This is a genomic window from Lewinella sp. W8, assembly GCF_004375085.3.
Classification (GTDB): domain Bacteria; phylum Bacteroidota; class Bacteroidia; order Chitinophagales; family Saprospiraceae; genus Neolewinella.
This window is the reverse complement of record NZ_SNAQ03000010.1, coordinates 48,079-60,549: the sequence shown is the minus strand read 5'-3', so window position 1 is coordinate 60,549 and position 12,471 is coordinate 48,079. Positions and strand designations below refer to the sequence as shown.

General features: G+C 55.2%; 10 protein-coding genes. 5 read left to right on the top strand and 5 right to left on the bottom strand.

Going from position 1 to position 12,471, the window contains the following annotated elements:
• Positions 1–51 precede the first annotated feature (51 nt).
• Complete coding sequence (locus E1J53_RS12550; protein ID WP_134270831.1) at positions 52–2,061, bottom strand: OmpA family protein; 2,010 nt, start codon at positions 2,059–2,061, stop codon at positions 52–54.
• Between the two features lie 247 nt (positions 2,062–2,308).
• On the opposite strand from E1J53_RS12550, the gene E1J53_RS12545 reads away from it, so the two are divergent.
• From E1J53_RS12545 to E1J53_RS12525, 5 genes are all read left to right on the top strand, one after another.
• Complete coding sequence (locus E1J53_RS12545) at positions 2,309–3,271, top strand: hypothetical protein (protein WP_134270832.1); 963 nt, start codon at positions 2,309–2,311, stop codon at positions 3,269–3,271.
• An 86-nt stretch (positions 3,272–3,357) separates the two neighbouring features.
• Positions 3,358–4,104, top strand: coding sequence for a phosphatase PAP2 family protein (locus E1J53_RS12540; RefSeq protein WP_134270833.1), 747 nt, complete (start codon positions 3,358–3,360; stop codon positions 4,102–4,104).
• A gap of 370 nt (positions 4,105–4,474) precedes the next feature.
• Positions 4,475–5,806 (top strand): APC family permease, encoded by a 1,332-nt coding sequence (locus E1J53_RS12535; protein WP_134270834.1) that lies wholly within the window; start codon positions 4,475–4,477, stop codon positions 5,804–5,806.
• Positions 5,807–5,906: 100 nt separating this feature from the next.
• Positions 5,907–6,653, top strand: a complete 747-nt coding sequence (locus E1J53_RS12530) for an ABC transporter permease (protein WP_154640192.1) — start codon at positions 5,907–5,909, stop codon at positions 6,651–6,653.
• A gap of 14 nt (positions 6,654–6,667) precedes the next feature.
• Positions 6,668–7,441: an ABC transporter ATP-binding protein gene (locus E1J53_RS12525; protein WP_134270835.1), complete on the top strand. Its 774-nt coding sequence runs from the start codon at positions 6,668–6,670 to the stop codon at positions 7,439–7,441.
• Between the two features lie 127 nt (positions 7,442–7,568).
• Here E1J53_RS12525 and E1J53_RS12520 read toward each other — a convergent pair whose 3' ends face one another.
• From E1J53_RS12520 to E1J53_RS12505, 4 genes are all read right to left on the bottom strand, one after another.
• A complete protein-coding gene (locus E1J53_RS12520; RefSeq protein ID WP_134270836.1) occupies positions 7,569–8,729 on the bottom strand; it encodes a homogentisate 1,2-dioxygenase in 1,161 nt (386 codons plus the stop codon).
• A 131-nt stretch (positions 8,730–8,860) separates the two neighbouring features.
• Entirely contained in the window at positions 8,861–10,363 is a 1,503-nt protein-coding gene (locus E1J53_RS12515) for a right-handed parallel beta-helix repeat-containing protein (RefSeq protein WP_134270837.1), read from the bottom strand.
• A gap of 139 nt (positions 10,364–10,502) precedes the next feature.
• Complete coding sequence (gene proB, locus E1J53_RS12510; protein WP_134270838.1) at positions 10,503–11,264, bottom strand: glutamate 5-kinase; 762 nt, start codon at positions 11,262–11,264, stop codon at positions 10,503–10,505.
• A gap of 457 nt (positions 11,265–11,721) precedes the next feature.
• On the bottom strand, positions 11,722–12,471 hold the full coding sequence (locus E1J53_RS12505) for a LytTR family DNA-binding domain-containing protein (RefSeq protein ID WP_134270839.1): 750 nt from the start codon (positions 12,469–12,471) through the stop codon (positions 11,722–11,724).

The window sequence follows — 12,471 nt, the reverse complement described above, 5'->3', positions numbered from 1 at the left end:
GTACAGTCAACTTGTAGACGCATAAATCTCCTTAAAGTTACACCCATTAAATTAATTTCTTACTTCTATCAACTCCGTATACGTTACCTGAATTTCAACTTTTCGGTTTAGTGCCCGCTGAAGGGCGCCCTGAATTTCTCCCAGTCCAACAATATTTATTTCGTTTGCCTTCAGACCAGCCCCCTGCAAATGAATACCCACGGCCTTGGCACGCTGCTGGCTCAGCTTATAGTTGTATCCCTTATCCCCAATGTCGTCCGTATAGCCCGTAATGATGATCTCATCAATGTTCTTTCCCTTCATGCGTTCGACAAACTTTTCGATGCCCTCAATCTCCCGGACGGTGAGGCTGGCATCATCAAAATTGAAGCGGACAATGTAGGGAGAGGGCTTGACCAGGCGGGGAATGTAAGACACCGAATCTTTGGGTTCCGGCTCCTCTTCTTCCACCACCTCTTCTGCTACTGGCGGTACGTATTCCTTTTGGAGCAACAGGTCGATGCGGTAGGGTTTTAGGTTTTCCCAGCTAGGAATTGCGAAGTCGCGCTGGTAGGGAAGATAATCGGGGTGGTCGACCGAAAGGGGAAGCACCCCATCCGAGGGAGCACAGATAAAGAACCGTCCCTGATCATTGGTGTAATAGGTGGCTCCGTCGGCAACTGGGATGGGAAAGTCCGGAATGGGCGTGCCGGTAAGACTATCCGTAACGTAGCCGGAAACGTAGGTGACCGGCTCGCTGCTCAGCCGGTCGGCCAGCTTGAAGGTGTAGATGTCTAGGTCCCCCAGTCCTCCTGGGCGATCGCTGGCCACATAGCCGGTTTGTCCATCGGAACTCAGGTGAAAACCCAGCTCCCGGTGGGGGCCGTTCACCGGCGGCCCCAAATTGATGGCCCGGGTCCATCGTTGTTCCACCCGGTCCCACCAGCTCATGAAGATGTCAGTATCGCCCAGAGAATAATGCCCGTTGCTGGTGAAGTAGAGCGTATTCCCATCGTCACTCAGGAAGGGAGCCTCTTCGTCGTAGGGAGTATTTACCCCCGTCCCCAAATTTTTGGGTTCCGACCAGCTGCCATCCGGCATTTTATGGCAGGTATAAATATCACTTCCTCCTACCCCACCGGGGCGAAAGCTGGCAAAAAAAAGCTGTTGCCCGTCACAACTGATGGCCGCCTGGCTGTCCCAGCTCGGAGAATTGACGTACTCCGGCAGCGGCTCCACCAACTGAATCTTATTGTTGCGCAGAATACCCGTAAACAAATCACAGCCGCCACCTTGGTCTTCTTTCGAGCAAACGGTGAAGTAAATGCGTTCGCCATCGCGAACGATACTCAGCATTCCTTCCCCCAGTTTCTTGTCTACGCTGACGAAGGGAGCAATCGTGAAATTACCCGCCAGGTCGCGCCGACGCCCCCGAAGAAAATCCTCATCACCGACGTAACTCTCCCTCCGGGTAAAAATCAACTCCTTGCGGTCACTGCTAAAGAATGGAAAAAGATCAAGTCGGGGAGAATTGATGGGAGGCCCCAGGTTACTAATCTCCGTCACGTTGATGAACTGACTGCTGTCCTGGGTGATTTTGGCCGAGCGGATATCTCCCTCCAGTCGCTTCAACACCCGGGCCTCTTCTTCGGCTTCCTCTTCTCCATTGCGGCCAAATACTCCAATATTTTCCTCCTGCAAATCCCGGAATTGTTCGAGGTAATGGAGGGCTATTTTGGGGCGGGACATTCGATAATAGGCCATGCCCAACTGGTAGTAAAGCAGCCGGGAGAAGTAGGGGTTACGGTTCAGTACTTCCTGATAGGCCGATGCTGCTCCCGGGTAATCCCCCAGTAATTCCAGGGCAATGCCCTGGAACCGGTAGGCCGCCACGAAGCCCGTATCCAGCCGGACGGCCTGGGTAAAAGATTTGGAAGCTCTCTTAGCCTTCCCCGCTAATAAAAAATTGACACCATCTTCGTAGGCCTCCATGGCCTGCTCCAGGTTATCGCGTCGCTGCGCCCCGGCATCTGGCATGAAAAGAGAGAAAAGGAGAACGGTCAGCAGCAGGTGTCTAAGCATGATCCGTGGGCTTTAAGAATAGCATTCATGCCTCCAAAAAAAGCTTGGGCCCCGCCAAAAGCGGGGCCTCAAGATAAAATGAGTGCATTAGTAAACTATCGGCGCTAATGTAGGTACTTTTTTGGGAATCACCCCCATTTTACGGGCAGATGCGTATTCGCCAACCCCACGAAAACGGTCCATATTCATGCCTGAACTATTCTTCGGGCAGACAAAACCTCCCCCACAAAATCCTTGTTGCGCAAGTATGAGAAAGCTGATCCTTCCCCTGTTTATTCTTTTTCTCCTCTTCGGGTGTGAGGCGCCCGCCGACAACGTAAACCAGGCCAGCCTGGCCTCCCGATCCGGAACAACGGAAATGTCCCCGGGCCACTTTAGTGGGGTGCTGCCCGAGTACTGGTACCAGGGGAAGGCTGAGTTAAACACCTACGAACTGGAGCAAATCCGTTACGGTGAGGTGCACCCCGGACAGGCAACCCTGATTTTCGTGTCGGAAGATTTCCTCACGGACAAGCAGGTGAAAAACGATAACTACACCAACCCCAACTCTGCCCCGATCATCAAGACAAATATGTTCCGCCGCTTTACGACGGGACTATACGATTACTCCATCATGAGCTCGGTGTTTACCCCAACGGCTACCGACAAGCAACCCCACACATTAAAGGTCACCACCAGTCTGCAGGATTGGTGTGGACAGACGTTCACCCAGCTGAACTACGACGAAGACAAGGTCTGGAAACAGCAATTGCGCTCCTACTTCGAGCGGGAGAATGATCAGAACAACAACCTCAATGCCGACTTCCTGGAAGACGAAATTTTCAACCGAATCAGAATGGGTTGGGAGGGCCTCCCTACGGGTACCTTTTCGGTTATTCCCGGCACGGCCTACCTCCTGATGACCCACAAGCCCTACCGGGCGGCGGAGGCGAAGCTCTCCATCAAGGATTACTCGGGGTCGGAATACACATCTGATGCTCCCCTGAAGGCCTACGTAATTGAGTATCCCAGCCAGGAAAGAACCGTCGAGATTGTCTTTGATGCCGAAAGCCCCTACGTGATTCGGGGGTGGGAGGAAAATTACTCTAGCCGGGGAAAACGGCTGACCACCCGGGCCATACTCACCCATCAGGTGATGGAAGCATACTGGAACCTCAACGGCCGGGAGGATGCTCCCCGACGCGCTTCATTAGGACTACCCCTTCAGTAGTTTTATCCCGGGGAATCCCCCAATCTATCGGGCTAACCGCCCGGGTAGGTTACCTTTAAGCTTCACACCGAATAGAACCTTTATTTATGTCCCAAAGATTGTACTTCTCCCGCATCCTGTTTCTTTTACTCCTGCTGGTCAGCGGGCTGCTACCCGCCCAGGGACTTAGGGTCTACGACCCCAGCGGCAGCACCAATGCCGTGCTTTTGGGCATCGGGGGAAGCCTGACGGTCAGCTCGGTTATGCTCGATCGCCGCGTCAAGCCCATGACGGAAGAAGACATCAAGATGCTGGACCTGGAACGCATTTGGGGGATTGACCGGTTTTCTACCCGGCACCTTTCCTTGCCCGCCGATGAGTTCACCGACAAGCTGCTGGTCACCAGTTTTGCTAGCCCCTTCCTGCTGCTGCTCGACGAACCTGGTCGGGATAATTTCGACGACATGGCGCTGGTCGTTTTCCAGGGCGCACTCATCAACAGTGGCCTCATCAATTTGACCAAAGTGCTCGCCAAGCGCCCCCGACCCTACAACTATAATCCGGATGCTCCCCTCGATACCAAGATGCGGAAATCGAGCCGGTACTCCTTCTTTTCGGGGCACGTGGCCACTTCGGCCTACTTCAGCTTTACCACGGCCAAATTATACAGCGATCTCCACCCGGACAGTAAGGCCCGTCCGTTGGTCTGGGCCACGGCAGCCCTCATTCCGGCTACGGTGGCCTACGGTCGGATGCGTGCCGGTCGCCACTTTTTCACTGACGTCCTGGTTGGTTTTGTGGCCGGTACGGCCATCGCCCTGACGGTACCCTCCCTGCATAAAGTGGGGAATTAGCAGAATGATTCCAAGTCCCACCAGACCCATCGGGATCACCGGTTTCATAACAAGGCGGCGAATCGCCGGCAGAGCATGAGGATCTCGACCTTTTGTCGCGGACGCAGGTGCAATGATCCAGGGTGAAGTGCAGGGAAATTTAGTTAAAGACCTTCTTTCTTCCCCACAACTCTTGCTCCCGCCCAGAAGCCTGGCACCCGCGCTTGCGCCCCTTGCTTAAATTTCATTCCCTTACCGGCTCCGGAAACGTTGAATCGGTGCTCGTCCCGAAAATACGTATGGCGCCCACTCCACCTTAGCATACGTTAAAATAAGGTTACGCCCGGGCTTTCGTAACAGCTTTAAGTGTTGAAAAGAGTTTCTTTTCCCTATGGGAAGCCGTGCGGATAAAATCGGATGGAAGAGTGCCACGGCGCTCGTTCTGGCCAACATGATTGGTACCGGGGCCTTTACTACCCTCGGGCTCCAGCTGGAATGGATTTCCTCCGGCCTGGTCCTGTTGTTGCTCTGGGGCATCGGTGGGCTGGTGGCCTGGTGCGGTGCCGTATCCTACGCTGAGCTGGGCACCCGACTGCCGAAATCCGGTGGTGAGGCCCATTTCCTGAGTGAAATTTTCCATCCCCTGGCCGGCTTTTTAAGCGGCTGGGTCAGTCTTACCGTGGGTTTCGCGGCCGCAGTGGCTCTTTCGGCCATGGCCGTGGGGCAGTACCTCTCGGTCTGGACCGGTTGGTCTCCCATGCTGACGGCCGTGGGCAGCATTGTGCTCCTTTCCCTGGCCCACAGTTTCGGCACCCGGGAATCGAGCCGTCTCCAGAACGTGCTCACGGGCATGAAACTGCTGTTGGTCTTTTGCCTGGGACTGGCCGGCATCCTTCTGCCGGCGCCGGCCAGCGCCGAGGTTTCCTGGAGTATGGAAAGCATCGATATGCTGTGGTCTCCCGGTGCCGCCGTGGCCCTCATCAGCGTTTTCTACGCCTTTTCCGGCTGGAACGCCGCGGCCTACATCGTGGAAGAGATCAAGGATCCCCGCAAAAATCTGCCCCGGGCACTGGTGGTGGGCACCCTGCTGGTCACGGGCCTATTTATCCTCCTGCAATACGGCTTCCTGAAGCAGGCCGGAGCCGCCGCCCTGACGGGGCAGATCGACGTCGCTCAGGTCGCCGCGGAAGCCATGTTCGGCCGGCAGGTCGGGGAGTACGTCAGTCTGTTGATCGGTGTATTGTTGTTGACGGGCATTTCGGCCATGATCTGGGTTGGCCCCCGGGTGGTCCGGGCCATGGGGGATCAGCACCAGCTGTGGCGCACCTTCGGCCAGCTGTCGCGGGGAGGTCTCCCTCTGCGGGCCACCTGGCTACAGGGAGGGATCAGCCTGTTCCTCGTGTTTACTTCCAGCTTTGAGCGGGTATTGCTCTACAGCGGATTCGTGTTGCAACTGTTTACCTTTCTGGCGGTAGCCGGATTGTTGTTCCTCCGGTCACGGCAGCCGAAAGCTGCCGGCTACGCCTCTCCCGGTTACCCGATCCCGCAGATTATCTTTCTGGCCTTTAGCGCCTGGTCCTTGGGCTACCTACTCATCAACCAACCCCTGGAAAGCCTGCTCGGGTTGCTTAACGTGGTGGCGGGACTGGTGGCGTACTACTTCGATGTCTCCCAGGATTCTTCCGAATCCAGCCCCCAGGAAGCCGTTAGCCTGAAGGAATAGGCCATTTCTGGCGGAGAAGCCCCGAGGATTGTAGTATTTTCGCCGCCCGCAAAACCTATGTCTCTGCCATCACGTTACAGAGCGTGTCGAGAAACTCTTTATGCTCCTAGAGAAAATATTTTATAGCGTTGGCCGGTATTTCCTGTTGCTCAAATCGGCCGTCGCCCGTCCCGAGCGGTTCTCCATGTACTACAAGGAGACCATGCGGCAGATGGACGCCATCGGCGTCGGATCGGTCTTTATCGTCATTCTGATCTCCGTCTTCATCGGTATGGTAACGGCCGTGCAGTTTGCCGATCAGTTGGGCGACAGCTTCGTCCCCTCCTACTACATCGGTTATATCGTTCGGGATATCACCATCATCGAGATGGCCCCCACCATTACCTGCCTGGTACTGGCCGGAAAGGTTGGCTCCAATCTGGCCGCCGAAATCGGGGGGATGCGCCAAAAGGAACACATCGACGCCATGGAAATCATGGGCGTGAATACCGCGGCCTACCTCATCATGCCCAAAATTGTGGCCGCCGTGATCGTCATTCCCCTCCTGGTGGCCATCTCTGCCTTTATCTCCATCATCGGTGGCTACATCGCCACCGTACTACCGGGCACCATTTCGCACACCGAATACGTGCTGGGATTGCGCTCCTTCTTCGTTCCCCGCTACGTTTTCATGATGTTCGTAAAGGCCAGTGTATTTGCCTTTCTACTCACTTCCGTAAGCTGTTACCTGGGCTACTACGTTAAGGGCGGTAGCATCGAACTGGGCCAGGCCAGTACCAATGCAGTGGTGATCTCCAACGTGCTCATCCTGCTGTTTGATTTCATCATTGCGCTCTTGCTGACCTAAAAGGACCTCCCCGTATGATACGCACGGAAAACATCACGAAAACGTTTGGCAGCAATGAAGTCCTCAAGGGAATCACGACCGAGTTCTACGCGGGCAAGCCGAACCTGATCATCGGTAGTTCCGGAGCGGGCAAGACCGTACTGCTCAAATTGCTCATCGGACTGTTCACCCCAACCTCCGGTAAGGTCTTTTATGGAGATACGGACCTTTATGCCCTCAACCCCAAAGAATTGCGGGTCATTCGGATGAAGGTGGGCATGCTCTTCCAGGGCAACGCCCTGTTCGACTCCATGACCGTGGGAGAAAACATCCGCTTCCCCATGGATATGTTCACCAAGATGACCGCCCAAGAGAAGCGGAAACGCGTGGACGAATGCCTCGAAATGGTCAACATGGAAGGCATCAACGATCGCTTCCCCTCGGAGGTTTCCGGTGGTATGCAAAAGCGCGTCGGTATTGCGCGGGCCATGGTCCTGGAACCTGAATACCTCTTCTGCGATGAGCCTAACTCCGGACTGGACCCCCAAACCTCCATCCTGATCGACGAACTCATCTGCGACCTCACCAACCGCAACAACATCACCACCGTCATCAACACCCACGACATGAACTCGGTGATGGGCATTGGAGACAACATCATCCTACTGAAAAACGGATTGATCGCCTGGCACGGAAACAAAAGTCAGGTACTGGAAAGTGATAACCAGGTACTCGAAGACTTCATCTTCGCCAGTCCCTTCCTCCGCCGGCTGCGCGCCGATGCCCTGAAACAACGGAGTAACGGGTAGGTGGAATCTTAGTCTGTTAGTCTGTTAGAAGTTAAAGCTTACCCCCGCTAAACTAAAATACCAACAGACTGAAATACTAACGCACTAAATTACCAACAGACTAAAATACCAACGAACCAACAGACCATCAATGTTCCATCCAGCTCTTCCAGTAGACGCCATCGTCCAGATCAAGGGCTGCCTGGGTGATTTGTAGTGGCTTGAAGGTATCAATCATGACGGCCAGTTCGTCGGTGTCCTTTTTGCCGATACTGCGCTCATAGGCTCCCGGATGTGGTCCGTGGGGGATACCCCCCGGATGCAGGGTGATCACTCCCGGCCCAATGTCATTGCGACTCATAAAATCTCCATCGACGTAGTACAGCACCTCATCTGAGTCAATGTTAGAGTGGTTGTAGGGAGCGGGAATGGCCTTGGGGTGATAATCGTACAGTCGGGGACAGAAACTGCACACCACAAAGGCCTTGGTTTCGAAGGTCTGGTGCACCGGGGGCGGCTGGTGTACCCGACCGGTGATCGGCTCAAAGTTGTGGATCGAAAACCCGAAGGGAAAGTTGTAGCCGTCCCAGCCCACCACGTCAAAGGGGTGACTGGCGTAGACGTAATCCGTAATTTGCCCCTGCTTCTTGATGCGGATTAGAAAATCCCCCATTTCATCGTGGGCCTGGAGGTTTCGGGGCAGCACGTAATCCCGTTCGCAGAACGGGCTGTGTTCCAGTAACTGCCCGAAGTGGTTGCGGTAACGCTTCGGGGTGTAGATCGGATGAAAGGACTCCGTAATCAACAGGCGGTTATCCTCGGTATCAAAGTGCATCTGATAGATGACACCCCGCGGAATCAGGACGTAATCTCCCGGCACGAAGGGTACCTCCCCAAACATACTCTTCAGTGTCCCACTACCTTCGTGCACGAACAGCAGCTCGTCGGCATCCGCATTTTTGTAGAAGTAGTCCGTCATCGAATGTCGCGGCGCCGCCAGGCTCACGTGCACGTCACTATTGATCAGCACCGGCACCCGGGAATCGAGGAAATCATCTACGGGAGCCACCTTGAAGCCATGAAGTTTCCGCGACTTCATGTTTCGCTCAACGGCCACCTGGGGCCGCTTGTCCACACTCTCCCCTACCTGCTTGACCATGGTCGGGCGATGCAGGTGATACAGCAGCGATGACATGCCGTCAAAGCCAATCGTTCCAAATAGTTGCTCGTAGTGCAGTCCGCCGTCGGGCTTTTCAAAAATGGTGTGACGCTTCGGCGGCAAATTCCCCAGACGATGATAAATGGGCATAAGGAAGGATTTTGGGAGGTATAATCAACCGATAGTTGTCTTGGCAACAAAAGTACAAATATTTAGTTGCCCGATTTCCCTAAACGAGCAGCAATTTATCCCATTTGGTTCAGTTTCTCGCCGGCAAACGCCTACTGCGGCTGCCACTCCAAAGCACCGGCATCCGGGCTTTCGGTATCCCGCTGGTTGCCCCGCAAGTCCTGGGGTAAGGCCGGGAGAAAAACGCCCAGGTTCCGGGCCACGCTGAGGGAGTCCAGCGCGTAGTCGTCCTCCTCGATGGAGACGAACAGCGGGTCACTGAATTCCAGGTTAACGCAATTCTGGCAGATGGTTTCGTAGAAGTCCGCGTACAGCCCGTTTTGGTCCGTCAGGAACCGACTGTCGGTGCGCACCACGGAATTATCGATTTGGACGTCAAAAGTGGTGGGTTCCTCCCCCTGAAAGATATCCACCAGAATAATCTCACTGGCCCGGGAGCCGCTGACGATGCTGTTCTCCAGTCTGGCCACCATCGGGGAGAACACACAATTCTCTCCGTTTTCGTCGCAATCGAAGTTGGTCAGCACCAGCCCGCTGGCGTCCACGCCGTAGTTTGCGATGGTCGTATGCTGCATCCGCAGGGTGCCGCCCTTGACGAACTGCACCGTATTGCCGAAGTTGGAATGAAACAGCGAGTTGCGGACCGTCACGTCGGACTGATAGGCCGAAATGGCCGGACCACCGGAAAAGGCAATGATGCTGTTTTCCACCCTCACCTCCGCGGCGCTATCGATGGTGATCCCAACGATGGCATTCAACAACTGGGCATTTTCCAGGACATTATTCTCGCTCCCTGGCCCGAGGATTAATCCCCGGTATTTGGCCGGGTCGTCGGCGAACTCTTCTTCCAGCCGATCCGTCTGGACGATGACGGGGTTTTCCAGGGTGCCCAACAACTGAAGACTTCCGTCCGGCTGGGTAAAAATGAAGCCGTCGTTAAAGATGCCGCTGCCCCCAATCAATTCGTTGCGTTGCACCCCACCGTGAAGGTAGAGTCGGGTCCCCGGCAGGGCCTGCACGACGCAACTGTCAATGAACATCGAACCGTAAACCACCGTCGGTAACTCCTGCGGCAGCACGGCGACGCCATTGTCACAGGTGATGCGGAAAAACTCCCCGCGATTGAATCCATTGATGTAGTTGGCGTTTTGCCCAAAGGCAATCAGGGTCACCTCTTCCACGGCATTGCCGGTCTCAAAGATCAGGGCGTCTTCCACGATGAAGGGGCTCACCTCCTCGGGGTCGGTGGGGTCGACGAAGACTTCCACAAAAATGAAAATGCTGTCTTCTCCCCAAATGATGACGTCTTCGGCTTCGGGGCCCTGAAACCCGTCCACGTTGAAGATGAAATTGACGCCGGAGCTTTGTCCGACCCGCACCCGATCAATCTTGACGGGCTGCTCGCCGTCGTTGTACACCTTGAAGGAGCGCGTGGCGCTTCCCCGGGCGGTAAAAACCGTGTCGAAGGTCACCGTATCGGTGCTGAAACGTAGTTCGACCTGCTCACCGGTCACAAATTCCGTTTCCACTTCGCAGGCCATCACCAGCGTGCAGCAGAGTGCCATCAGGTATAAAAGGGGGCGCAGACTGTTCATAAAGATTACTTGTTCCTCGGGGGTATGTTGCGGGGGCGAGGGACCGCAGGTGCAAAGAAATAACGAAAAAGGGCAAGGAAGCGTGGACGAGACCACATAAATCTTCCCTTTCGACGCAGGCACGTCCTTTATCCCGACCTTAGCGGATGATGGTTCCCGGCCAGGAGGCCGCCTCCAGGGCGTTCAGAATACCCGGCCGGCGGCCGTTCCCCAGATAGACCGGAATGCCCTCGCGGGCGGTTTTCGTGGCAATTTTCAGTTTGGTGGCCATGCCACCACGACCCCGCGATGACTTTTTCTCCTGGACAAACTCCATGACGGTCTTGTCGTTGGCCTCCACCAACCGGATGAGTGCACTCGCTTCGTCCTCCGGCGGACCGTCATATAGACCATCCACGCTGGAAAGAATTACCAGGGCTTCGACCCGGAGCATCCGGGCCACCAGGCCGGCCAGTTCATCATTATCGGTGAACATCAGCTCGGTGACGGCCACCACGTCATTCTCGTTGACCACCGGGACAATCTGATCCCCAAGTAATCCCCGGAAACAATTGTACATATTGTCATAATGCCGCTGGTCTCGAAAGTCGCCCTTCGTGGCCAGCACCTGGGCGCACACCAGGTCGTGGCCGGCAAACAGCTGCCGGTAAAGCTCCATGAGTCGGACCTGTCCGGTAGCGGAAAATACCTGCCGGCGGGCCACTTCATCCTCGGTCACCAGGCTGGGCAGCAACTCCATGCCGGCGCCGACGGCTCCGGAAGAGACCAACACCAGCGATACCCCATTTTTTTTCAGCAGGGCGATCTGGTCCACCAGGTGGCTGATGTTGGTCACGTCCAGTCGGCCGTCCGGGCGGGTGAGCACATTGGTGCCTACTTTGATCACAAGACTTTTGTACATGCCGCAAAGATAGCTGTTGCCGCCGGGGATGCCATCCTCGCCATCCGCCTCGGCCTACGACTGCAAAACCCATGGGCCGGCCCCCGGTATACCCCCGGCACCTGCCTTTGGCCATCAGTAAATTCCTCCTCCGACCGGGAAGCCCCTAAATAAAAACGGCCCAATTGTCAGTTGACAATCGGGCCAAGTCAATTGGCTATCGTGGTGTTCTTCTGGGATCATTAAGTGTTCATAGCGTTCTCTCAACGGAGTTTAAATCCAGGAAGGTGGGTCAATAGCCAAATCGACAAATAATGGATTCACGAAAACTCTTGCTGCAAATGTAAACGACTAGCCTACCCCAAACCACCTCCATTCCACGAGCGGTTGATCTCGTAGCACGAACGGTTATTTGATCGTTTAATGGAGTATTTCCGATGCCGCAAAAGCGGTTTCTTCCGGAATTTTCCGGCCTATTTCACACCCGATTTTCCTGCAGAATCTTCAAGATGTGGGGGCGGCGACGGCGACTGACGGGCACCTCGTCCTTATTGGCCATGATGAGGAAACCCGAACGATCAAATTTTCGGATGTGCATCCGATTGACCAAATGGGCGCGATGCACGTTCAAAAAGCCGAAGGGCTCGAGCATCCTGACAAACTCCCCGATGCTGTAGCTAGACAGAATATCCCGTTCCCGTGTCAGCCGGATGCGTGTGTACCGATCTTCGGCGATACAGTTGACGATTTCGTCGGCGGGAAAAAAATCAATGCCCTGTTCGGTGGGAATGCCGATGGGCAGACTTCCCCCCGTGGGCTGGGCCAGATGGCCCAGCAGGACGTCCAGGCGTTTGGCACTGTTCTTCTGGCTCACCCGCTCCTCCGCCAACTGGACCGCCCGTAATAAATGCTTGAGCTCAATGGGTTTCATCACGTACCCGATGGCACTGGAGCGAATGGCCTCCAGCCCATAGGCTTCCAGACTCGTCACGAAAATGACCTCCGGCCGGTTCCCTTTGGGCAACTGCTTGATCAGATCAAAGCCCGTTTCCTTGGGCATGTGGATGTCAAGAAAAAGGAGATCGGGTTCGATGGCGGCAATCTTCCTCAGGGCCTCCGCCGCCGAATTTGCGGTGTCCATCACGTTTACCGTAGGACAAAATTCATCCAACAAGGATTGAAGCTCGGCCAGGGCGGCAGCTTCGTCGTCAACGAGTATTGCGGTCAA